Here is a 21,709-nt window from a genome sequence, read left to right as displayed (position 1 = left end):
CGCCTCAGATCCCCGTGGTCACGTCGATGGTGTCGCCAGCCGCCAGGGTGACGATCGCCTTCTTGACGTCGGAACGCGTGTAGGGCGCACCCTTCCAGCGCTTGACTTTGCCCTTCTGGACGATCGTGTTCACGCCCGTGACCGAGACGTTGAACAGCGCCTCGACGGCCGCCTTGATCTCCGGCTTGGAGGCATCGCCCGCCACCTTGAACACGACGGCGTTATGCTCGGAGAGCAGGGTCGTCTTCTCGGTGATGTGCGGGCTGAGGACCACGTCATAGTGACGCAGGTCCACGGCCTTCTGGTCCTTCTTAGCCATTGAGGCGCGCCTCCAGCTTCTCGACTGCGGCGCGCGTCAGCACCAGCGTGTCATGCTTCAGGATGTCGTACACGTTGGCGCCGATCGCCGGCAGCAGGTTGATGCCGGAGAGGTTGCCGGACGCCTGCGCGAAGCTGACGTTCAGCGCGTCGCCGTCGATCACCAGCGTCTTCCTGGCGAAGCCCAGCTGCGCGAGCTGGCCCACCAGCGCCTTGGTCTTGCCCTCGGCCACGTCGAGCGCCTCGAGCACGATCAGGCTGCCGTCCTTCGCCTTGGCCGAGAGCGCCATGCGCAGGCCGAGCGCGCGGACCTTCTTGTTCAGCGACGGATTGAAGTCGCGAACGCGCGGGCCGTGCGCCTTGCCGCCGCCGATGAACACGGGGGCGCGGCGATCGCCGTGGCGAGCCGTGCCGCCGCCCTTCTGGCGACCGAACTTCTTGCCCGAGCGGGCCACGTCCGACCGCTCGCGCGCGGCGCGGGCGGTGCCGCGACGCTTCTCGAGCTGCCAGGTGACGACGCGGTGCAGGATGTCCGCGCGCGGCTCGACGCCGAACACGGCATCGGCGAGCTCGATGTCGCCGGCCCCGCTGGCGTCGAGGTTCTGAACCTGAACCTTCATGATCAGCCCTCCTGGCCGTCGGTGGTGGCGGCCGCTTCGTCGGCGGCGATCGCCCGGTCGGCCGCGGCGACGCCGGCGGCGACCTCCTCGGCACTCGGATCGTGCGGCAGCTCGTGCACGGCAGCGGGCTCGACCATGCCGGCCGGCGCTTCCTCGTGAACGATGCGGGCGGACTTCAGCCCGGCCGGCAGCGGCGCGTCGGCGTGGCGCGCGACCTTGGTCGCGTCCTTGACGATCAGCCAGCCGCCCTTCGAGCCGGGCACCGAGCCCTTGACGAACAGCAGGCCACGCTCCGGATCGGTGCGCACGATCTCCAGATTCTGCTGGGTGCGCTGGCGATCGCCCATGTGGCCGGCCATCTTCTTGTTCTTGAAGACCTTGCCCGGATCCTGGCGCTGGCCGGTCGAGCCGAGCGAGCGGTGCGACACGGACACGCCGTGCGTCGCGCGCAGGCCGCCGAAGCCCCAGCGCTTCATGCCGCCCTGGAAGCCCTTGCCCTGCGTCTGCCCGGCGATGTCGACCAGCTGGCCCGCGACGAAATGGTCTGCCGAAATCTCGGCGCCCACGTCGATCAGGTTCTCGGCGTCCACGCGGAACTCGACGAGCTTGGCCTTCGGCTCCACCTCGGCCTTGCCGAAATGGCCGCGCTCCGGCTTCGAGAGGTTCTTCGCCTTCGCGGTGCCCGCGCCCAGCTGGACCGCGACATAACCGTCGCGCTCGGCATTGCGCTGCGAGACGACCTGCACGCCTTCCAGGCTCAGGACGGTGACGGGCACGTGCCGGCCATCCTCCTGGAACAGGCGGGTCATCCCCATCTTCTTGGCGATCACGCCAGTACGCATGATCCGTTCCTTCCCTGCAGAGGCTCCCCGGATCGTGGGAGCGTGACCAACGAAAAAGGCCTCCGCGGATGCGAAGACCTCAGCCCGAAACCCGATTGCCCCCGTCAGGGCTGATTTCCACCATCTCAGGCAGAAGACGGGGACTCGGTCGCCAGCATGCTGGCCGGTATCCCTGCTCTTCCTACGCCGATCCTCGCGGTCCGGCGAAAAAGCGAAGCGGCACCGAATCGGCGCCGCTTGGAGGCAGTCTCTTAGGCGAGTTTGATCTCGACATCAACACCCGCGGCAAGGTCGAGCTTCATCAGCGCGTCCACGGTCTGCGGGGTCGGCTGCACGATATCGAGCAGGCGCTTGTAGGTGCGCACCTCGAACTGCTCGCGCGACTTCTTGTCGATGTGCGGGCCACGGTTGACCGTGAACTTCTCGATGTGCGTCGGCAGCGGGATCGGGCCACGGATCAGCGCGCCGGTACGGCGGGCGGTGTCGGCGATGTCGCCGGTGGCCTGATCCAGCACGCGGTGATCAAAAGCCTTCAGGCGAATGCGAATATTCGAGTCCATGTCCACCACCGCTGCGAAAGAGCCAGACGCGATCGTTCGTGACCGCGTCGATCAGTAAGGGCCGATCCTGCGATCCACCCCTCACATAAATAGGCCGGCCGACTCTCCCGTGGGAGAGCCGGCCGGCCGCGTCACATATTACTTCGAGATGGAGCTGACAACCCCGGCGCCGACGGTGCGGCCACCCTCGCGGATCGAGAAGCGCAGGCCCTCCTCCATCGCGATCGGGGCGATCAGCTTCACGCCCAGCTGCACGTTGTCGCCCGGCATCACCATCTCGGTGCCCTCGGGGAGCACGACCTCACCGGTCACGTCCGTCGTGCGGAAGTAGAATTGCGGGCGATAATTGGCGAAGAACGGCGTGTGACGGCCGCCCTCGTCCTTCGACAGCACATACACTTCCGACGAGAATTCGGTGTGCGGCTTGATCGAGCCCGGCTTGCAGAGCACCTGGCCGCGCTCGACCTCCTCACGGCCGACGCCACGGATCAGCGCGCCGATATTGTCGCCGGCCTGGCCGCTGTCGAGCAGCTTGCGGAACATCTCGACGCCGGTGACGACGGTCTTGCGAGTGTCCTTGATGCCGACGATCTCGACTTCCTCGCCGACCTTCACCTGGCCGGTCTCGACGCGGCCGGTGACGACGGTGCCGCGGCCCGAGATCGAGAACACGTCCTCGATCGGCATCAGGAACGGCTTGTCCAGCGGCCGCTCCGGCTGCGGGATCCAGCTGTCGACGGCGGCCATCAGCTTCAGGATCGCGTCATGGCCGATCTCCGGCGTCTTGTCCTGCAGCGCGGCGACGGCCGAGCCCTGGATGACGGGGATGTTGTCGCCGTCGAAATCATATTTGGAGAGCAGCTCGCGGATCTCCAGCTCGACCAGCTCGAGGATCTCGGGATCGTCGACCAGATCGACCTTGTTCATGAACACGACGAGCTGCGGCACGCCGACCTGGCGGGCGAGCAGGATGTGCTCGCGGGTCTGCGGCATCGGGCCGTCGGTGGCGGAGACGACGAGGATGCCGCCGTCCATCTGCGCGGCGCCGGTGATCATGTTCTTCACGTAATCGGCGTGGCCCGGGCAATCGACGTGCGCGTAGTGGCGGCCGGTCGTCTCATACTCGACGTGCGCGGTCGAGATGGTGATGCCGCGCTCGCGCTCTTCCGGCGCCTTGTCGATATTGTCGTAGCTGGTGAACGTCGCGCCGCCGGTCTCCGCCAGCACCTTCGTGATCGCTGCCGTCAGCGACGTCTTGCCGTGATCGACGTGACCGATGGTGCCGATGTTGCAGTGCGGCTTCGTCCGCTCGAACTTAGCTTTCGCCATGGTGTCCTACCTTCTTCTCAACCGTTTTGCCGGACGCGCCGCCCGATGCGGACGCGCCCATAACCACAATTTCGCCGTTACGCCAGCTTCGCCTTGACTTCGTCCGCCACGTTCTGCGGCACCTCGTCATAATGCGAGAACTGCATGCTGTACTGCGCGCGTCCCTGCGTGAACGAGCGGAGCTGGTTCACGTAGCCGAACATGTTGGCCAGCGGCACCATCGCCTCGACCACCTGGGCGTTGCCCCGGCTGTCGGTGCCCTGGATCTGGCCGCGGCGCGAGTTCATGTCGCCGATCACGTCTCCCAGATAATCCTCCGGCGTCACCACCTCGACCTTCATGATCGGTTCCAGCAGCTTGATGCCGGCCTTCTGGGCCGCCTCGCGCATGCCGGCGCGCCCCGTGATCTCGAATGCGAGCGCCGAGGAGTCGACGTCGTGATAGGCGCCGTCGTACAGGGTCGCCGTGAAGTCGATGATCGGGAAGCCGATCAGCGATCCCGTCGCCGCCACTTCGCGGATGCCCTTCTCGACCGAGGGGATATACTCCTTGGGGACGTTGCCGCCCTTCACCTCGTCCTTGAAGATCACGCCCTGGCCGCGCTCGCCGGGCTCCACCGTGAACTTGATGCGGCCGAACTGGCCGGAGCCGCCCGACTGCTTCTTGTGGGTGTAGTCCACGTCGACCTTCTTCGCGAGGCTCTCGCGATAGGCCACCTGCGGCGCGCCGACATTGGCCTCCACCTTGAACTCGCGCCGCATGCGGTCGACGAGGATCTCCAGGTGGAGCTCGCCCATGCCCTTGATGATCGTCTGGCCGCTCTCGGCGTCGGACGACACGCGGAACGACGGATCCTCGCGCGCCAGGCGGTTGAGCGCGACGCCCATCTTCTCCTGGTCGGCCTTCGTCTTCGGCTCCACCGAAAGCTCGATCACGGGCTCGGGGAACTCCATCCGCTCCAGGATGATCGGCGCGTTCTGGGCGCACAGCGTGTCGCCCGTCGTCGTGTCCTTCAGGCCGGCCAGGGCGACGATGTCGCCGGCATAGGCCTCCTGAATGTCCTCGCGGCTGTTGGCATGCATCAGCAGCATGCGGCCGACCTTCTCCTTCTTGTCCTTCACCGAGTTCATCACGGTGGTGGCCGCATCCATCTTGCCCGAGTAGATGCGCGCGAAGGTGAGCGTGCCGACGAACGGATCGTTCATGATCTTGAACGCCAGCGCGGACATCGGCGCGTCGTCGGCCGGCGGCCGCGTGGCGGGCGTCTCGTCCAGCTTCACGCCTTCCACCGGCGGAATGTCCAGCGGGCTCGGCAGATAGTCGACCACGGCGTCCAGCAGCGGCTGCACGCCCTTGTTCTTGAAGGCGGAGCCGCACAGCACCGGCACGAAGGCGAACTCCAGCGTGCCCTTGCGGATCAGCTTCTTCAGGGTGGCGGTGTCGGGCTCGTTGCCCTCCAGATACGCCTCCATCACCTCGTCGTCCTGCTCGACCGCCATCTCGATCAGCTCGGAACGGGCGGTGGCGGCGGCATCGGCGAGATCGGCCGGAATGTCCTGATACTCGAACTTCGCGCCGAGCGACTCCTCCAGCCAGATGATGGCGCGGTTCTCGACGAGATCGACTAGGCCCTTGAAGCCGCCCTCGATGCCGATCGGCAGGTACAGCACGGCCGGGCGCGCGCCCAAACGGTCCTTGATCATGCTCACGCAACGCTCGAAGCTGGCGCCGGTGCGGTCCAGCTTGTTGACGAAGCACATGCGCGGAACCTTGTACTTCTCCGCCTGGCGCCACACCGTCTCGGACTGCGGCTCAACGCCGGCCACGCCGTCGAAACAGGCGACCGCGCCGTCCAGCACGCGCAGCGAACGCTCCACCTCGATGGTGAAGTCCACGTGGCCGGGCGTGTCGATGATGTTGATGCGGTGCTCTTCGCCCTTGCCTTCCTCGGCCCGCCAGAAGCAGGTCGTGGCGGCCGACGTGATCGTGATCCCGCGCTCCTGCTCCTGCTCCATCCAGTCCATCGTCGCGGTGCCCTCATGCACCTCGCCGATCTTGTACGACTTGCCGGTGTAGTAGAGGATGCGCTCGGTCGTCGTCGTCTTGCCGGCGTCGATGTGCGCCATGATGCCGATGTTGCGATACCTGTCGAGCGGATGGCTGCGGGCCATGATCTGTGGTCCTTGATAGATGCGTTGGTAGCGCCGAGACGCTTAGGGAAAGAACAGCTTGGCGATCGCGGCACCCGCGCCGAGCAGCGCGGCGGTGGCCAGCATCGCCTGGAACACCATCGAGCGGGGCATCAGTTCGCGCTCCGCCTGGAACTTCAGCTGCTCCGCCGTGAGCTTGTTGGCCTCCGCCATCAGCTTGCGGGTCTCAGCTTCCAGCCGCTGGGACTGGCGGTTCAGCTCGTCGACGGTCGGCTCGGTTACTGATGCCATGATCCCTGCCCTCGCCGTCCTATATAGCGGCTACCAGCGATAATGCGAGAAGGCGCGGTTCGCCTCGGCCATGCGGTGCGTGTCCTCGCGCTTCTTCACCGCGTTGCCACGGTTGTTCGCCGCGTCCAGCAGCTCGCCGGAGAGGCGGGCCGACATCGTGTTCTCGCTGCGCGCACGAGCGGCAGCGATCAGCCAGCGGATCGCCAGCGCCTGGCTCCGCTCCGGCCGCACCTCGACCGGCACCTGATAGGTCGCGCCGCCGACGCGCCGGCTGCGCACCTCGATGCCCGGCTTGATGTTGTTCAGCGCATCGTGGAACACGCCCAGCGCGTCGCGCCGCGCGCGGGTCTCGACCACGTCCAGCGCCGTGTAGACGATGCCCTCGGCGGTGGACTTCTTGCCGTCGAGCATGACGGAATTCATGAATTTGGAGAGCACCTCGTCCCCGAACTTGGGATCGGGGAGGATGATGCGCTTCTCGGGACGACGACGACGTGCCATTCTCTTATCCTTGCTGCTTCAGCCGGTTCCGGAACCCGTCCGGGGCTTACTGTGCCTCACTGCATGCTCAAGCGAGCGTCACTTCGGGCGCTTGGCGCCGTATTTGGAGCGGGACTGGCGGCGATCCTTCACGCCCTGCGTGTCGAGCACGCCGCGCAGCACATGGTAGCGCACGCCCGGCAGATCGCGCACGCGGCCGCCGCGGATGAGCACCACCGAATGCTCCTGCAGATTGTGCCCCTCGCCGGGGATGTAGCTGATCACCTCGCGCTGGTTGGTCAGGCGGACCTTGGCCACCTTGCGCAGCGCCGAGTTCGGCTTCTTCGGGGTCGTCGTGTAGACGCGGGTGCAGACACCGCGCTTCTGCGGGTTCTTGTCCATCGCCGGAACCTTCGACTTCTCCTTCTGGAGAACGCGGCCGTGGCGCACTAGCTGGTTGATCGTCGGCATGAAGCCCTTCACCTTTTAGAGTTACTTTACCGATGCCCGAATTGCCCCGCCGGCCCGGATTCCCGGAAAGGCGGATGCACGAAAGCCCCGGCGGCCGATAAATCGACCCACCCGAGGCCCGCCCACGCATCAGCAATGTTCAAGCTCAGTCCGCGAGCGACCGAATCCCGATGGGACGCGAGCCTCCAGCCCTTGGACAGGCGCGCGCTATAGACGCCGACTCGCGGCCGGTCAACCGGCAGCGCCCGCCGCGAGCGGACGCCGCCACGCGATCGCCCAGGCGAGGCCCAGGCACCAGCCCGCCGCCACGTCGCTGGGCCAGTGCACCGCCAGCGCGATGCGCGAAAGGCCGATCGCGGCGGCCAGCACCAGCGCCGCCGCCAGCGCCGCCGAACGATGCCGCTCCGGCGCCAGCCAGGCCAGCGCGACGTAGAGGATCGTCGCGTTCGCCGCATGGCCGCTGGGGAAGCTGCTGGTGGTGACATGGTCCAGCCGCGCCAGCAGGTCCGGCCGAGGCCGCAGCACGATCAGCTTGCAGGCCGTGTTCAGGATCATCCCGCCGGCCACCACACCGCCCAGCACGAGCGCCCGCCGCAAGTCGCGCGCCATCAGCAGCCAGAGCGCCACCAGCGCGGCGACAGCGATGCGGGTCGTCGCATTGCCCAACCACGTCACCATCTGCACGAAGGCAACAAGGCCGGCGGGCGGCGCGAAGGCGAAGAGCAGCGCCCGATCGAACGCTTCCGTCCATCCCGCATGGACGGCGAGCCCGATCGCGACGGCGCCCATCAAGAGCGTCGCCGCGGCAACAAGATCCTCCCCGGCACGGGGAGGGGGACCGGCGGAGCCGGTGGAGGGGGAGAGCGGCGGGACGCCACCCCTGACTCCGTCGCCGGCGGCGCTCCTCCTCCACCACCCTGCGGATGGTCCCCCTCCCCGTTCCGGGGAGGATCCCATCAGAAGTGGATCGCCCGGCCGTAGGCGCTCAGCACGCTCTCGTGCATCATCTCGCTTAGGGTCGGGTGGGCGAACACCGTCGCCATCAGCTCGGCCTCGGTCGTCTCCAGCTGACGCGCGACGACATAGCCCTGGATCAGCTCGGTCACTTCCGCGCCCACCATGTGCGCGCCCAGCAATTCGCCGGTCTTGGCGTCGAACACCGTCTTGACGAAGCCCTCCGCCTCGCCGAGCGCGATCGCCTTGCCGTTGCCGATGAACGGGAACTTGCCGACCTTCAGCTCGTGCCCGGCCTCCTTCGCCTTGGCCTCGGTCAGCCCCACGCTCGCCACCTGCGGGCGGGAATAGGTGCAACCGGGGATGTTGGCCTTGTTCATCGGGTGCGGGTGCACATCCTTGTTGCCGGCCGCCTGCGCGATCGCCTCCACCGCGATCACGCCCTCGTGGCTGGCCTTGTGCGCCAGCCACGGCGCGCCGGTGACGTCGCCGATCGCCCAGATGCCATCGACGTTGGTCTTGCCGTAGCCGTCGGTCAGGATCTGGCCGCGCTCGGTCTTCACGCCCAGCGCCTCCAGCCCGATATTCTCGATGTTGGCGACGATGCCGATCGCCACGATCACGTGGCTGAACTCGGCCACGGCGGACTTTCCGTCCTTGCCCTTGATGGTCGCCTTGACGCCCTTCGGTCCGGTCTCGATCTTCTCCACGCCCGCGCCGGTCTGGATCGTGATCTTCTGCTTGGTCAGCGCCTTCTGCATGAAGTCGGAGACCTCGGCATCCTCCACCGGCAGGATCCGGTCGAGCATCTCGACGATCGTCACCTCGGCGCCCATGTCGTTGTAGAAGCTGGCGAACTCCACGCCGATCGCGCCCGATCCGATCACCAGCAGCTTCGTCGGCATCTCGGGCGGCACCATCGCGTGGCGGTAGGTCCAGATGCGCTCGCCATCCGCCTTGGCGAAGGGCAGGTCGCGGGCGCGCGCGCCGGTGGCGACGATGATGTTCTTCGCCGTAAGCTCCGTCGTCTTGTCGCCCTGCTTGACCGACAGCCTGCCCTTGCCGGTGATCGTGCCGACGCCCTCGACCACGGCGATCTTGTTCTTCTTCATCAGCCCCTTGACGCCGGCATTCAGCTGCCCGGCCACCTTGCGGCTGCGCTCCACCACCTTGGCGAGATCGAACGCCACGTTGCTGGCCGACAGGCCGTAGGCGTCGGCATGCTGCATATAATGGTAGATCTCGGACGTGCGGAGCAGCGCCTTGGTGGGGATGCAGCCCCAGTTCAGGCAGATGCCGCCCAGCCGCTCCCGCTCGACGATCACGGTCTTCAGCCCCAGCTGCGCCGCCCGGATCGCCGCGACATAGCCGCCGGGGCCCGAACCGAGGACGATGAGGTCGTATTGGTCAGCCATCGAAGTCTCCAAACCCCTCTCCCTTCAAGGGAGAGGGGGGCCCGCAGCGAAGCTGCGGGAGGGTGAGGGCATGCCAGAGCCGTGCGAATCGCCTCTTCCACGCCTTGCGGGTTCGTCATGACATCGTTGTTCCAGAAGCGGACGATGCGATATCCCTGAGCAATCAGATAGGCGTCGCGTCGCGCATCATGCCCGCTCTCAACATGCTGCGACCCGTCGGCTTCCACGATCAGCCGCCGTTGCTGGCACACGAAGTCGGCGATGTAAGGCCCGATCGGCTGCTGGCGCCGGAACTTCGCTCCACCCAGCCGGCTGCCACGCAGCTGCGTCCACAACCGGCGCTCCGCTTCGGTCGGGGCTCGTCGCATTTCCTTGGCGCGTTTCAGGGTATGTGGCGCGTAGCCTGTCACCGCCCTCTCCCCCCCACCGCTGCGCGGCGGGCCCCGCCCTCTCCCTTGAGGGGATAGGAGTCGCTCGTCCCCAAGCCGTCACCTACGCCAGCATGCCCAGCGGGTTCTCCACCAGTCGCTTGAACGCCTGCATCAGCTGCGCGCCGTCCGCGCCGTCGATCGCTCTGTGGTCGAAGCTGCCGGTGGCGCTCATCACCGTCGCCACGCCCAGCGCGCCGTCGACGATGTACGGCCGCTGCTCGCCCGCGCCGATCGCCATGATCATGCCCTGCGGCGGGTTGATGACGGCCTCGAACTGCTTGATCCCGTACATGCCCATGTTGCTGAGCGAGGCGGTGCCGCCGGCATATTCCTCCGGCTTCAATTTGCCCTCGCGCGCGCGGCCGGCCAGATCCCTGATCTCGGTCGCGATCGTGGACAGGCTCTTGGCCCCGGCATCCACCACCACCGGCGTGATGAGGCCGCCGGGGATCGACACCGCCACCGATATGTCCGCGCGGGTGAAGGTCAGCAGCTGGTCGCCGGCGAACTGCACGTTGCAGCTCGGCACTTCCGTCAGCGCCACCGCCAGCGCCTTCACCAGCATGTCGTTCACCGACAGCTTCACGCCCCGGCTCTCCAGCGCCGCGTTCAGCTGACCGCGCAGGGCGAGCAGCGCATCGAGCCGGATGTCCACCGTCAGGTAGATGTGCGGCACCGTCTGCTTGGATTCGGTCAGCCGCCGCGCGATCGTCTTGCGCATGTTCGAGAGCTTGCTCGCCTCGTGCGGGATATCGCTGGTGGCCGGGGCCTTGGGTGCCGGCTGCTCCGCCGGGGCCGCCTCCGCTGGCGCGGGCGCCGCCGCGGGCGCTTCGGCCTTCGGCGCGGCCGGCTGGGCGCTCTCCAGATCCGCCTTCACCACCCGGCCGTTCGGGCCGGAGCCGCTGAGCCCCGCCAGATCGATGCCCTGCGCCGCCGCCAGCCGCCGCGCCAGCGGGCTCGCCTTTACCCGATCGCCGGAAGTCGCCGCCTCGGCCGTGGCCGGCGCGGCCGGCTTGGCGGGCGCGGCGGCGGCCTTGGCCGGCGCTTCCGCCTTCGGTGCCTCGGCCTTCGATGCCTCCGCCTTGGCGGGCGCCTTCCCGTCAGCCGGAGCGTCGGCCTTCGCCGCCGGCGCCTCATCCGCCGCGGCATCCTCGCCCTCGCCGGCGATCAGCGCGATCACCGCGCCCACCTTCACCCCGTCCGTGCCCTCGGCCACCACGATCTTACTGATCGTGCCCTCGTCGACCGCCTCGAACTCCATCGTCGCCTTGTCGGTCTCGATCTCGGCCAGCAGGTCGCCGGACTTCACCGCGTCGCCCTCCTTCACCAGCCACCTGGCCAGCGTCCCCTCCTCCATCGTCGGGGAGAGCGCGGGCATCTTGAGCTCGATCGGCATGGATTCGGCCACTCCCCGGCTTGTCGCGTTCACGCGCGGTCTGTCGGCCATGTGGTGGCCGATGGTCAAGGCTGAACGCTTGCGCGCCGCCGGCTTATGGCTCACTTCGGAGCCGTTGGGGGAGAGCGGCGCGATGCGCACCTATCTGGTCGTGATCGACGAGAATGACGAGGCCCGCGTGGCGCTGCGCTTCGCCGCCCGCCGCGCGGCCAGGACGGGCGGCGCGGTCGAGATCCTTGCTCTCGTCGCCCCGCCGGAGTTCGTCCAGTGGGGCGGCGTGCAGGCGGCGATGGAGGAGGAGGCGCGGCTGCGGGTGGATGCCCTCGTCGCCACCGCCGCCGGCGAGCTGATCGAGGAGACCGGCCTCAGCCCCACCCTCACCGTGCGCCAGGGCGATCCGGTGGCGGTAGTGCGGGAGATGCTGGCCGACCGGCCGGACACCGCCGCGCTGGTGCTCGGCGCCGCCGCCAGCGACGGGCCGGGGCCGCTGGTGGAATATTTCGCCGGTGCCGGCGCCGGCACGATGCCGTGCCCGGTGATGATCATCCCCGGCTCGCTCAGCGACGAGGCGCTCGACCGGCTGAGCTGACCGGCCGGCGGTGCCGCGTCCCCAGCCACGCGCCCGCCCTTCGCTTGCGTGCCCCGACCCGATCCGGCAGCCTGTAGCGATGAAACAGCTGCTCGCCCCCGCAATGCTCGCCCTCGCCGCCCTGCCGCTCGTCGCTGCGGCACCGCCGCCGCTTGTGCCCGACCCGACCGAACTTCGCGCGACGGTGGCGGCGCTCGTCGGCTTCGGCACGCGCCACACGCTCTCCACCACCACCGATCCGAAGCGCGGCATCGGCGCCGCGCGCCGCTGGGGCGCCGCCCGCTTCGCCGCGATCGGCAAAGCGTGCGGCGATTGCCTGGCGATCGAGACGGTGGCCGATCGCTTCACCGGCCCGCGCGCGCCGGACGGCGTGGAGGTGGCGGACGTGATCGCCGTGCAGCGCGGCAGCGGCGATCCGAACCACGTCCTGATCGTGCAGGCCCACATCGACAGCCGCGTCACCGACGTGATGGACGCGACCAGCGACGCGCCCGGCGCCAACGACGACGGCTCGGGCGTCGCCCTGGTGATCGAGGCGGCCCGCCTGCTCTCGCGCGAGAGGTTCGCCGGCACGATCGTCTACGCCCTCCTCTCGGGCGAGGAGCAGGGGCTGTGGGGCGGCAAGCTGCTGGCGGATACGGCGCGCAGGCGCGGCTGGCAGGTGGCCGCCGTGCTGAACAACGACATCGTCGGCAACACCCACGGCCAGGGCGGCGATCATGTCGACGGCCGCGTGCGCGTGTTCAGCGAGGGCATCCGCGCCGCCGACACGCCCGAACAGACGGTCGGGCGCCGCGCGACCGGCGGCGAGGATGACGGCCCCTCGCGCGCGCTGGCCAAGCGCATCGCCGCCATCGCCGCCGCGACGCCAGGGCTGGAGGTGGTCGCCGTCGGCCGGCCGGATCGCTTCGGCCGGGGCGGCGATCAGACGCCGTTCCTGGAGGCGGGCTACCCGGCCGTGCGCTTCTCCGAGGCGGTGGAGAATTACGATCGCCAGCATCAGGATCTGCGGACGGAGGGCGGCACCCGCTACGGCGATACGATCGACGGCGTCGACTTCCCCTATCTGGCGCGGGTGACGGCGCTGAACGTCGCCGTGCTGCGCCAGCTCGCCGCCGCCCCGCCCGCCCCTGCCGAGGCGACGATCGCGGGCGCGGTCTCGGCCGACACGGTCGTCGCGTGGACGCCGGTCGCGGGCGCCGCCAGCTACTGCGTCCACATCCGCCGCGCCGATCGGCGGACGTGGGAGGAGCGCCGCTGCCAGGCCGATGCCGGCCGCGTCGTGCTGAAGAACGTCAACATCGACGATCACTTCTTCGGCGTGTCGGCCCTCTCCGCCGCCGGCGCGGAGAGCCTCGTCACCTTCGCCGGCGCCGCGCCGCGCAAGTGACGGCGACGGGCGCCGGCGTCAGCGACCGCGCCGCAGCAGCTTCGATTTCGCCGCCGGGCGGTGGCGCGTCGCGACGTGCCGGGGGCGCGAGGTGGTGACGTAGCTCTCGGTCACGGTGGTCGTCTTCGTCACGCTGGGCGCGGTCGTCACCACCACGGTGGTCGCGCCGCCGGGTCCGTAGGTCACGCAGGGGTGGCCGTAGGGCACGCCGCGACAATCCGGCCGATCATAGGTCGCGCCGCCGCCGTGCCAGCGCGGATCGGTGTCCCGATAGGCGTCCTCGTCATAGGCGAAATGCGGATCGCGGCCGGGGCGCGGGCCGAAATCGTCCCAGCCGATATCCGGCACCGCATCGATGACATAGCCGCCGCGATCGACGAGCACGGCGTCGTCATAATAGCGTACCCAGTCGCGCCCCGGTCCGGGCGGCGGCAGGTCGTAGCCGTCCCAGTCGCGCACCACGTAGCGGGGCGAGGCGAACACGCCCGGCAGCCGCCCGCCACGACGATAGCGGAAGCCGTTGCCGCGCCCACCGTCCCAGGTCTGGCGCCGCCACCCGTCGCGCGGCCCGCCGGGCGCGCGATCGGCGCCGGGACCGCGATCGCGATAGGCGTCCGGCGGCGGCGCATCGTCGCGCATCGCCACCGGCCGCGCCCGGGCGACGGGCGGCTGAGCGGCAGGCGGCGGCGCGACAGGCTGAGCGATCGGCGCGCGAGATGCCGGGCCGCGTGCCGCATCGGACCAGCCGTCCCGCGTCCAGCTGCCGGCGGCGGGCGGCACGGCACGCCCGGCAGGCTCCACCGGCGTATCCGCCGGCACCCCGCCCGGCAGCGAGTCGACGGCGGCGTGCGCGCCCGCGGCACAGGCCGCCAGAGACAACGCCAGCCAGACTTTTCCGAGACTCACCATGGTTAACCGCTCCCTGTGCCAGGCGACGAGCGCCTGCTCACGAGACGCGTCGTGGTAAACCATAGCTTAACAGCTTCGTCGTGGCGCGACCACGCGCGGCGGCGCCCGCCCAGTCCCGTTTTGGAACTCGGAGGGCACGGCGCGGCTGCGCGGGCACGCCCCGCGCCGTCGCGCCCTCGCAATGTTCCCGTTGACCTCGCCGCCGCTTCGGTGTGTTGAGCCCGCATGCCACGCTCCGCCACAGACATCATGCAGCAGGCCGTCAACGCGGCCGTCGTCGATGCCATCGTCGCGCTGAAGGAGGCATCGAAGGGTCTGCCCAACGCCCTGCTGCGCGACCTGAACGCCATCCACCCGAACACCGCCTTCAACGATCTGCCGCAGCCGGTGCAGGCCACCGTCGCCGCCAGCGTCCGCAGCGCCTTCACGATGCTGCAGAAGGAAGGCTATGCGATCGCCGAGGCGCAGAGCGCGCGTCCCCGCGCGCCGCAGCCGCCGCGCGCCCGCGGCAAATGATCGACCCGCCGGAATCGTACCTCGCCTACGCTCGGTACAGGTGAGGAGAGGATCGCGCCGTCACCGCGGGCGCCGCTCCCCTTACCCCTCGATCGGTTCGACATCCACCTCGACGTCGATCTTCTGCCGGCCGCCGCCCAGGAATATCCCGCCGATCGGAGCCACGTCGGCATAGTCGCGGCCGATCGCGGTGACGATGTGGTCGCTCGCCATCGCGCAGGCGTTGGTCGGATCGAAGCCGATCCAGCCGCGCGCCGGTCCGCACCAGGCGAGCACCCACGCATGGGTCGCGTCCGCGCCCACGAGCCGCGCCTTGCCCGGCGGCGGGATCGTGCGGAGATAGCCGCTGACATAGGCCGCCGGCACGCTGGCCGCGCGCAGGCCGGCGATCATGATCTGTGCGAAATCCTGGCACACGCCGTGGCGCTTGGCGAATGCCTCGGCCGGCGGCGTATCGAGCTCGGTCGCCTTGCCGTCGTAGCGGAACTCGGCCGTCATGCGCCGGGTGAGCGCGTAGCACGCCTCCACCACCGGCCGGTCCGGCGCCAGCTCCTCGGCGCACCACGCGCCGATCGCCGGATCCAGCGGGATCATCGGCGAGGCGAACAGGTAATTGCCCGGCCCGGTCGCCGAGAGGTCGCGCGATCCGCGCGCCGCCGCCCCCACCTCGGCCACCGTCGGATCGTCGTCGCGCACCTGCGGCACCGGCCGGTTCACCGTCACGCGGAAGCGGCTGCGGATCGCCACCTCGCTCGCCGGCCGGTCGATCAGCATGCGCTGCACGTTGACGGCATAGCCGCTCGGCCGCGTCTCGACGAACGAGGCGGAGGGCGTGACGGCGAGGTCGTAGCTCTCCACCACCTGCCCGTCCCACTCGATCGGCCGCAGCCGCAGGTTGCACCGGGTGAACCGCACCGGCCGGGCATAGCGCGTGCGCGTGAGGTGGGAGACGTTGTAGCACATCATGGGCGGTGATCCTCGATGCAGGCCGCCATCTCACACCATCCGTCTCCCCGGACTTGTTCCGGGGCCCACCCGGCGGCGAGCGGCGTCGCTGGAAGCGCACGACACGGCGGTCGCGGCAAGGTGGGCTCCGGAACAAGTCCGGAGTGACGATAGGCTGGACCGGACCCGATCGGGCGACTATTCTTTCCCCCGCTCACGCCAGCGTCATCCCGGCGGCCCGCAAGGTCTCGTTGTCCTGTAGGAAGAAGCGGCGGCCGATCGCGTCGGACAGGGCGTAGAGCCGGTTCTCCACCGCCATCACCGCGTGCGTGCCCAGCGACTCGGCGCGCTGCATGGAGACGAGCGCGTCGATCTCCGTCGCCAGCCGCTGCGGCTCCTCGGCCATGCCGTCGTCCTTCAGGCGCGGCAGCGCGTCCAGATGGGCGCGGATCCGCTCCACCTGGAAGGCCAGCGCGCGCGGGTTGAACGGGTCTAGCGCGATCAGGTCGCGCACCGGCGCCAGCGCCAGCCCGGTCATGTAGCGGGCACGGTAGCTGATCTGGCTGTCGTTCAGGTCGAGCAGGGTCGTCAGGTCGTCGGCGCCGGCATCGTCGCCGGCGAAGGCGCGCAGCTGGCGGCAGACGATCGCCGCCCGCTCGATCCGCCGGCCGAGATCGTGGAAGCGCCAGCCGGCGGTGCGCCCCATATTCTCGGCGGCGAGGCCGGCGAGCGCCGAGAAACGCTCCAGCAGCGCCGTCGCGCGGCCCAGCAGCCCGCTCGCATCCTCGTCCTGCGCGGCCGGCGGCGCCGCGTCGATGAGGCGCCACACGTCGGCCGACAGACGATCGCGCGTGCCCTCGGCGATCGCGTGGACGGAGCCGAGCAGGCTGCGCACGCTGGCGCCGCCCGTCCCGTCCAGCGCTGCCGTCGCCAGCGTGCGCACATCCGCCCTGCGCGCCTCCTCTTCCTCCTCCTTACCGCCGCCGCCGGCCGCCCCGCTGGAGATCAGCAGGCCGGTGAGCCGCGCGACCGTGGCCGGCACCAGCGCCGCGCCGCCGACCGAATCGATCGTGCCGCCCAGCGCCGCGCGCACCAGCCGCAAGGTCGCCTCGCCGCGCTCCAGATAGCGGCCCAGCCAGAACAGATTGTCCGCCGCCCGGCTGGGCAGGGTGCCGGGGTTGCGGCGGATGGCGACGTTGGCGGGCAGCAGCGACACGCTCTCCACCGGCGCGCGGCCGACGACGCACACGTCGGCCGAGAAGGCGCCCTCGCCCATCACCGCCGCGCGCGAATCGGCATCCTCGCCCAGCCGGGCGAAGCCGCCGGGCATCACCGTCCAGTCGCCCGCACCATCGCGCGCGGCGAACACGCGCAGGGTGAAGGGGCGCGCCACCAGCTTGTCGCCGGCCGCCGCCGGCATGGTGGAGAGGCGCACCACTTCCTGCCCGACATAATCCTGCGGCCGCCGCGCCAGCCCCGCCAGCAGCGCCGCCCGCGCCGGCCCGTCCAGCCGCGATCCCAGCACGGCGCGCCCGTCGGCCAGGCCCGCCGGCCGGTCGCCGAAGGCGGGGGCGATCAGCAGGTCGGCCATGTTCGCCTCGACATGGGCGCGCTCGCGCGGCTGCCCGCACCACCATGTCGCGATGTTCGGCAGGCGCAGCATGGTGCCGGTCAGCCGCCGCGCCAGATTGGGCAGGAAGGCGCTCATGCCGGTCGATTCCACCACGCCGGCGCCGGCCGCGTTGGCGATCACGGTGTTGCCGGCCAGCACCGCGTCCATCAGCCCCGGCACGCCGATGGCGGAGCGCGAATCGAACGCCAGCGGATCGATGAAGCGGGTGTCCATCCGCCGCCACAGCGCATCGACCCGCTTCAGCCCCTCCACCGTGCGGACGAACAGCTGGTTGTCGCGCACCGCCAGATCGCCGCCCTCCACCAGCAGCAGGCCCAGATAGCGCGCGAGATGCGCCTGCTCGGCATAGCTCTGATTGTAGCGGCCGGGCGTCAGCAGCGCGATGCGCGGGTCGTCGCGGTGGCACACGGCCGCCAGGCCGGCGCGGAAGGCGGAGAAGAAGGGGGCGAGCCGCTCCACGTTCAGGCGCGTCTGCAGGGTGCCCATCACGCGGCTGGCGGCCAGCCGGTTCTCCAGCGCGTAGCCGGCGCCGGCCGGCGTGCGCGCGTGATCGGCCAGCACCCGCCACTCGCCATCCGGGCCGCGCGCCAGATCGGCGGCGTAGATGTGCAGCCGCCGCCCGCCCGGCGGCGGCACCCCGATCATCGATCGCCAGAAATGGCGGCTGCCGGTGACGAGCGCCGCCGGCAGCGCGCCGTCGCGCACCAGCTTCTGCTCGCCGAACACGTCGGCCAGGATCAGCTCCAGCAGCTCGGCCCGCTGGCAGATCCCCGCCTCGATGCCGCGCCACTCGTCCTCGCCGATCAGCAGCGGCACGGCCGACAGCGGCCACGCCCGCTCGTCCGCCTCGCCGGGCAGGCGGAAGGCGGTGCCGAGCTCCTTCACCTGCCGGCCGATGCGATCCTGCAACTGGCCGAGGCTGCCGTCGCCGACATGGGTGAAGCCTTCCAGCAGCGTGCGCCACCAGCGCGCGCCACGCCCCTCGTCACCGCGCAGCACATCGCCTGGGCCGGCCTTCTCGCGGTAGGAGGTCAGCCATCCCTCGCCCCGGCTCGGCATGCCCGGCAGCCTTTCGATCGGATCGGTCGCCACGGTGACTAGCGCGGCGCCGGCGTGCGCAGATCGAGCGTCAGCGGAAACTCGCCGGCCTGCTCCTGCCGCGGCATGGCCACGGTGCCGGGCGTATGGCCGCCTTCCTGGAAGCGGATGCGGCGCCGGGTCTCGGCCTCATAGTCGTTCACCGGCACGGTATCGTAGCTGCGGCCGCCGGGGTGCGCGACATGGTAGACGCAGCCGCCGAGCGACCGCCCGTTCCAGCGATCGAGCAGGTCGAAGGTCAGCGGCGCGTTGGCCGGCAGGCGCGGATGCAGGCAGTTGGCCGGCGCCCACGCCTTGTAGCGCACGCCGCCCACCATCTCGCCCGACAGGCCGGTGGCGGTCATCGGCACGGCGCGGCCGTTGACGGAGACGATGTGCCGCTCCGCCACGATGCCGGTCGCCTTCACCTGCAACCGCTCGGTCGAGCTGTCGACGTAGCGCACGGTGCCGCCGATCGCGCCCGTCTCGCCCAGCACGTGCCACGGCTCCAGCGCGTGGCTGATCTCCAGGCTCACGCCGCCGGCGTTCACCGTGCCGTGCACGGGGAAGCGGAACTGGCGCTGCGCCTCGAACCAGCTCGGATCGAAATCGTAGCCGGCGCGGCGCAGATCGCCCAGCACGTCCAGGAAATCGGCCCACACGAAGTGCGGCAGCAGGAAGCGATCGTGCAGCTGCGTGCCCCAGCGCACCAGCCCGCCCTCCTGCGGCTCGCGCCAGAACCACGCGGTCAGCGCGCGCACCAGCAGCTGCTGGGCAAGGCTCATGCGCGGCTCGGGCGGCATCTCGAACCCGCGGAACTCCACCAGGCCCAGCCGGCCGGTCGGCCCGTCGGGCGAGTAGAGCTTGTCGATGCATATCTCGGTGCGGTGGGTGTTGCCGGTCACGTCCACCAGCAGGTTGCGGAACAGGCGGTCGACCACCCACGGCGCCGGCGTCTCGCCCTCGCCCGGTGCGGACGAGAAGGGATGCGGCACCTGCGCCAGCGCGATCTCCAGCTCGTAGAGGCCGTCGTGGCGTGCCTCGTCGATGCGGGGCGCCTGGCTGGTCGGCCCGATGAACATGCCGGAAAACAGATAGCTCAGCGCCGGGTGGCGCTGCCAGTAGAGCACGAAGCTCTTCAGCATGTCCGGCCGGCGGATGAACGGCGAATCGTTCACCGATTGGCCGCCCAGCACCAGATGGTTGCCGCCGCCGGTGCCGATCGAGCGGCCGTCGATCATGAACTTGTCGGCGGTGAGGCCGATCTCGCGCGCCATGCGGTAGACGCCCTCGGTGATCGCCACCGTCTCCGCCCAGCTGGAGGAAGGCTGGACGTTCACCTCGATCACGCCGGGATCGGGGGTCACGCGCAGCACCATCAGGCGCGGATCGGGCGGCGGGGCATAGCCCTCGATCCGCACCGGCACCTTCAGCGCCTCGGCCGTCGCCTCGATCTGGGCGACCAGCTCCAGATAGTCCTCCAGCGCCTCGGTCGGCGGCAGGAACACCGCCAGATGGTCGCCGCGCGGCTCGGCCGTCACGGCGGTGCGCACCGCCCCCTCGATGATATATTGTTCCTGCCGCTCCTGCGGATCGTGCCCGCCGCTCGCCTGCGCCACCTGCTCGATGCGCTGCTCGTGGCCCTCGGCCGTCGCCATCGCCGGCGCCGCCTGATCGCGATAGTCGGGCAGCGGCGGGCGCGGCTCGGTGGTGTCGCGCACGTGCAGATAGGGATAATCGGACGGCGGCACGTAGGCGAGCGCGCTCAGCGGCAGGCGATAGCCGAGCGCCGAGTCCCCCGGCACCAGGAACAGCTTGCCGCGCCGCACCCGCCACCGCTCGCTGCGCCACGCCTTGCGCGCGTCGGGCGCCACCGCCGCGTTCCACCGCTGCACCGGCAGCACGTAGCCGACCGGCTTGGAAAGGCCGCGCTCGAACGCCTTCACCATGCGCGCCCGCGCCTCCGGATCCTCGATCCGGGGATCGGTGGGGTCGGTATTCTCGGGCAGGGAGGCTTCCTTCACCGCCCACTCGATGCCGTCCTCATAGGCCGGCTGGACGTAATCCGCCGCCACGCCCAGACCGCCGGCCACCGCCTGCAGGAAGCGGCCGGCAGCACCCTCGTCCAGCGTCGCGCCGGTGACGGCGCTCTGCGCGATCAGCCCGGCATCGCGCCACACCGGCACGCCATCCCGCCGCCAGTAGACCGAATAGCCCCAGCGCGGCAGGCTCTCGCCCGGATACCATTTGCCCTGGCCGTGGTGGATCAGGCCGCCGGGCGCGAACGCCTCGCGCATCATGCGGATCAGCCGGTCCGCGAACAGCGCCTTCGTCGGGCCGACCGCGTCGCCGTTCCACTCGCCCGCTTCCGGATCGTCGGCGGCGACGAAGGTGGGCTCGCCGCCCGTCGTCAGCCGCACGTCCTGCGCCACCAGATCGGCGTCCACGCGAGCGCCAAGCGCGTCCAGCGCCTGCCAGCGCGCATCGGTGAACGGCGCCGTGATCCGCACCGCTTCGGCGATGCGCTGCACCGTCATCTCGTGGCCGAACTCCACGTCGGCCGGCTCCATCAGCGCGCCGGTGATCGGGCTGGCCGAGCGATAGTGCGGCGTCGCGGCGAGCGGGATGTGCCCCTCGCCCGCGAACATGCCGGAGGTCGCGTCCAATCCGATCCAGCCCGCGCCCGGCACATAGGCCTCCGCCCAGGCGTGGAGATCGACGACGTCCTCCGCCACGCCCTTCGGCCCCTCCACCGCCACGACGTCCGGCTTCAGCTGGATTGAGTAGCCGGAGACGAAGCGCGCCGCGAAGCCCAGCCGGCGCAGCAGGTTCACCAGCAGCCAGCCGCTGTCGCGGCAGGATCCGGTGCCGATCTCCAGCGTCCGCTCGGGCTCCTGCATGCCCGCTTCCATGCGGATCACGTAGCCGATCCGCCGGTTCAGGGCGACGTTCAGGTCGACGAGGAAGTCGATCGTGCGCTGCTGCCGCCCCTCGAATTCGGCGACCAGCGCGTCGAACAGCGGCCCCTGCGGCTCCACGTCGAAATAGGCTGTCAGATCGGTGCGCAGGTCCGGCGCATAGGCGAACGGCCGGTTCTCGGCATAATCCTCGACGAAGAAGTCGAACGGGTTGATCACGACCAGGTCGGCGATCAGGTCAACCGTGATGCTGAACTCGTCCGTCTTCTCGGGAAAGTTCAGTCGCGCCAGCCAGTTGCCGTGCGGATCCTGCTGCCAGTTGATGAAGTGGCTGTCCGGCGTCACCGTCAGCGAGTAGTTCGGCACGGCCGTGCGACTGTGCGGCGCCGGGCGCAGCCGCACCACCTGCGGGCCAAGCTGGACGGGCCGGTCGTAGCGATAGGAGGTGCGGTGGTGGAGCGCGGCCTGAATCATG

At 70.0% G+C, this 21,709-nt stretch carries 20 protein-coding genes; 3 read left to right on the top strand and 17 right to left on the bottom strand.

Going from position 1 to position 21,709, the window contains the following annotated elements; all coding sequences use genetic code 11:
- Window positions 1-4 precede the first annotated feature (4 nt).
- The 13 genes from GNT64_RS01425 to GNT64_RS01365 all read right to left on the bottom strand — a co-directional run bounded on the left by GNT64_RS01425 (window position 5) and on the right by GNT64_RS01365 (window position 11,257).
- Window positions 5-319, bottom strand: coding sequence for a 50S ribosomal protein L23 (locus GNT64_RS01425; RefSeq protein ID WP_156677902.1), 315 nt, complete (start codon window positions 317-319; stop codon window positions 5-7).
- Complete coding sequence (gene rplD, locus GNT64_RS01420; protein WP_156677901.1) at window positions 312-938, bottom strand: 50S ribosomal protein L4; 627 nt, start codon at window positions 936-938, stop codon at window positions 312-314. The genes GNT64_RS01425 and rplD overlap by 8 nt, the downstream gene beginning before the upstream one ends.
- Window positions 939-940: 2 nt before the next feature.
- Window positions 941-1,780 (bottom strand): 50S ribosomal protein L3, encoded by an 840-nt coding sequence (gene rplC / locus GNT64_RS01415; RefSeq protein WP_156677900.1) that lies wholly within the window; start codon window positions 1,778-1,780, stop codon window positions 941-943.
- A gap of 251 nt (window positions 1,781-2,031) precedes the next feature.
- A complete protein-coding gene (gene rpsJ / locus GNT64_RS01410) occupies window positions 2,032-2,340 on the bottom strand; it encodes a 30S ribosomal protein S10 (protein WP_156681361.1) in 309 nt (102 codons plus the stop codon).
- 138 nt (window positions 2,341-2,478) lie between these two features.
- A complete protein-coding gene (tuf, locus tag GNT64_RS01405; RefSeq protein WP_156677899.1) occupies window positions 2,479-3,669 on the bottom strand; it encodes an elongation factor Tu in 1,191 nt (396 codons plus the stop codon).
- Window positions 3,670-3,746: 77 nt separating this feature from the next.
- A complete protein-coding gene (gene fusA / locus GNT64_RS01400) occupies window positions 3,747-5,840 on the bottom strand; it encodes an elongation factor G (protein WP_156677898.1) in 2,094 nt (697 codons plus the stop codon).
- Between the two features lie 42 nt (window positions 5,841-5,882).
- Complete coding sequence (locus GNT64_RS01395; protein WP_156677897.1) at window positions 5,883-6,110, bottom strand: hypothetical protein; 228 nt, start codon at window positions 6,108-6,110, stop codon at window positions 5,883-5,885.
- Window positions 6,111-6,140: 30 nt separating this feature from the next.
- Window positions 6,141-6,611, bottom strand: a complete 471-nt coding sequence (gene rpsG / locus GNT64_RS01390; RefSeq protein ID WP_156677896.1) for a 30S ribosomal protein S7 — start codon at window positions 6,609-6,611, stop codon at window positions 6,141-6,143.
- Window positions 6,612-6,689: 78 nt separating this feature from the next.
- Complete coding sequence (gene rpsL, locus GNT64_RS01385) at window positions 6,690-7,061, bottom strand: 30S ribosomal protein S12 (protein WP_156677895.1); 372 nt, start codon at window positions 7,059-7,061, stop codon at window positions 6,690-6,692.
- A gap of 231 nt (window positions 7,062-7,292) precedes the next feature.
- The gene (locus tag GNT64_RS01380; RefSeq protein ID WP_156677894.1) at window positions 7,293-7,850 is read right to left on the bottom strand and encodes a phosphatase PAP2 family protein; all 558 of its coding nucleotides are present in this window, start codon (window positions 7,848-7,850) and stop codon (window positions 7,293-7,295) included.
- Between the two features lie 167 nt (window positions 7,851-8,017).
- Window positions 8,018-9,430, bottom strand: a complete 1,413-nt coding sequence (gene lpdA, locus GNT64_RS01375) for a dihydrolipoyl dehydrogenase (RefSeq protein ID WP_156677893.1) — start codon at window positions 9,428-9,430, stop codon at window positions 8,018-8,020.
- Complete coding sequence (locus GNT64_RS01370; protein ID WP_231639176.1) at window positions 9,346-9,840, bottom strand: endonuclease domain-containing protein; 495 nt, start codon at window positions 9,838-9,840, stop codon at window positions 9,346-9,348. The genes lpdA and GNT64_RS01370 overlap by 85 nt, the downstream gene beginning before the upstream one ends.
- A gap of 82 nt (window positions 9,841-9,922) precedes the next feature.
- Entirely contained in the window at window positions 9,923-11,257 is a 1,335-nt protein-coding gene (locus GNT64_RS01365; RefSeq protein WP_156681359.1) for a pyruvate dehydrogenase complex dihydrolipoamide acetyltransferase, read from the bottom strand.
- A 133-nt stretch (window positions 11,258-11,390) separates the two neighbouring features.
- On the opposite strand from GNT64_RS01365, the gene GNT64_RS01360 reads away from it, so the two are divergent.
- Together GNT64_RS01360 and GNT64_RS01355 are read left to right on the top strand one after the other, a co-directional pair.
- Window positions 11,391-11,846 (top strand): universal stress protein, encoded by a 456-nt coding sequence (locus GNT64_RS01360; protein ID WP_156677892.1) that lies wholly within the window; start codon window positions 11,391-11,393, stop codon window positions 11,844-11,846.
- Window positions 11,847-11,925: 79 nt separating this feature from the next.
- On the top strand, window positions 11,926-13,236 hold the full coding sequence (locus tag GNT64_RS01355) for a M20/M25/M40 family metallo-hydrolase (RefSeq protein WP_156677891.1): 1,311 nt from the start codon (window positions 11,926-11,928) through the stop codon (window positions 13,234-13,236).
- Between the two features lie 18 nt (window positions 13,237-13,254).
- Here the strand turns inward: GNT64_RS01355 and GNT64_RS01350 are convergent, their stop codons facing one another.
- On the bottom strand, window positions 13,255-14,145 hold the full coding sequence (locus GNT64_RS01350; RefSeq protein ID WP_197277225.1) for an RcnB family protein: 891 nt from the start codon (window positions 14,143-14,145) through the stop codon (window positions 13,255-13,257).
- Between the two features lie 249 nt (window positions 14,146-14,394).
- Between GNT64_RS01350 and GNT64_RS01345 the strand changes: the two genes are divergently transcribed.
- Window positions 14,395-14,661: a hypothetical protein gene (locus GNT64_RS01345; protein ID WP_156677889.1), complete on the top strand. Its 267-nt coding sequence runs from the start codon at window positions 14,395-14,397 to the stop codon at window positions 14,659-14,661.
- A gap of 81 nt (window positions 14,662-14,742) precedes the next feature.
- Here the strand turns inward: GNT64_RS01345 and GNT64_RS01340 are convergent, their stop codons facing one another.
- From GNT64_RS01340 to GNT64_RS01330, 3 genes are all read right to left on the bottom strand, one after another.
- Window positions 14,743-15,624, bottom strand: a complete 882-nt coding sequence (locus GNT64_RS01340; RefSeq protein ID WP_156681358.1) for a transglutaminase family protein — start codon at window positions 15,622-15,624, stop codon at window positions 14,743-14,745.
- 196 nt (window positions 15,625-15,820) lie between these two features.
- Window positions 15,821-18,298, bottom strand: a complete 2,478-nt coding sequence (locus tag GNT64_RS01335; RefSeq protein ID WP_156677888.1) for a circularly permuted type 2 ATP-grasp protein — start codon at window positions 18,296-18,298, stop codon at window positions 15,821-15,823.
- A 38-nt stretch (window positions 18,299-18,336) separates the two neighbouring features.
- Window positions 18,337-21,708, bottom strand: coding sequence for a transglutaminase family protein (locus GNT64_RS01330; RefSeq protein WP_156677887.1), 3,372 nt, complete (start codon window positions 21,706-21,708; stop codon window positions 18,337-18,339).
- Window position 21,709: the final 1 nt, after the last annotated feature.

The organism is Sphingomonas profundi (assembly GCF_009739515.1).
Taxonomy (GTDB): domain Bacteria; phylum Pseudomonadota; class Alphaproteobacteria; order Sphingomonadales; family Sphingomonadaceae; genus Alterirhizorhabdus; species Alterirhizorhabdus profundi.
Note: the sequence above shows the minus strand (reverse complement) of the source record. Positions and strands in the feature narration are given on the sequence as shown.

Excerpts from the sequence above, each read along its gene's own strand:
- rpsJ (WP_156681361.1), bottom strand. The coding sequence starts at position 2,340 with ATGGACTCGAATATTCGCATTCGCCTGAAGGCTTTTGATCACCGCGTG.
- lpdA (WP_156677893.1), bottom strand. The coding sequence starts at position 9,430 with ATGGCTGACCAATACGACCTCATCGTCCTCGGTTCGGGCCCCGGCGGC.
- GNT64_RS01340 (WP_156681358.1), bottom strand. The coding sequence starts at position 15,624 with ATGTGCTACAACGTCTCCCACCTCACGCGCACGCGCTATGCCCGGCCG.
- GNT64_RS01335 (WP_156677888.1), bottom strand. The coding sequence starts at position 18,298 with ATGCCGAGCCGGGGCGAGGGATGGCTGACCTCCTACCGCGAGAAGGCC.
- rpsL (WP_156677895.1), bottom strand. The coding sequence starts at position 7,061 with ATGCCGACGATCAACCAGCTAGTGCGCCACGGCCGCGTTCTCCAGAAG.
- GNT64_RS01365 (WP_156681359.1), bottom strand. The coding sequence starts at position 11,257 with ATGCCGATCGAGCTCAAGATGCCCGCGCTCTCCCCGACGATGGAGGAG.
- tuf (WP_156677899.1), bottom strand. The coding sequence starts at position 3,669 with ATGGCGAAAGCTAAGTTCGAGCGGACGAAGCCGCACTGCAACATCGGC.
- rpsG (WP_156677896.1), bottom strand. The coding sequence starts at position 6,611 with ATGGCACGTCGTCGTCGTCCCGAGAAGCGCATCATCCTCCCCGATCCC.
- GNT64_RS01395 (WP_156677897.1), bottom strand. The coding sequence starts at position 6,110 with ATGGCATCAGTAACCGAGCCGACCGTCGACGAGCTGAACCGCCAGTCC.
- GNT64_RS01330 (WP_156677887.1), bottom strand. The coding sequence starts at position 21,708 with ATGATTCAGGCCGCGCTCCACCACCGCACCTCCTATCGCTACGACCGG.
- rplC (WP_156677900.1), bottom strand. The coding sequence starts at position 1,780 with ATGCGTACTGGCGTGATCGCCAAGAAGATGGGGATGACCCGCCTGTTC.
- GNT64_RS01350 (WP_197277225.1), bottom strand. The coding sequence starts at position 14,145 with ATGGTGAGTCTCGGAAAAGTCTGGCTGGCGTTGTCTCTGGCGGCCTGT.
- fusA (WP_156677898.1), bottom strand. The coding sequence starts at position 5,840 with ATGGCCCGCAGCCATCCGCTCGACAGGTATCGCAACATCGGCATCATG.
- GNT64_RS01345 (WP_156677889.1), top strand. The coding sequence starts at position 14,395 with ATGCAGCAGGCCGTCAACGCGGCCGTCGTCGATGCCATCGTCGCGCTG.
- GNT64_RS01425 (WP_156677902.1), bottom strand. The coding sequence starts at position 319 with ATGGCTAAGAAGGACCAGAAGGCCGTGGACCTGCGTCACTATGACGTG.
- GNT64_RS01360 (WP_156677892.1), top strand. The coding sequence starts at position 11,391 with ATGCGCACCTATCTGGTCGTGATCGACGAGAATGACGAGGCCCGCGTG.
- GNT64_RS01380 (WP_156677894.1), bottom strand. The coding sequence starts at position 7,850 with ATGGGCGCCGTCGCGATCGGGCTCGCCGTCCATGCGGGATGGACGGAA.
- rplD (WP_156677901.1), bottom strand. The coding sequence starts at position 938 with ATGAAGGTTCAGGTTCAGAACCTCGACGCCAGCGGGGCCGGCGACATC.
- GNT64_RS01355 (WP_156677891.1), top strand. The coding sequence starts at position 11,926 with ATGAAACAGCTGCTCGCCCCCGCAATGCTCGCCCTCGCCGCCCTGCCG.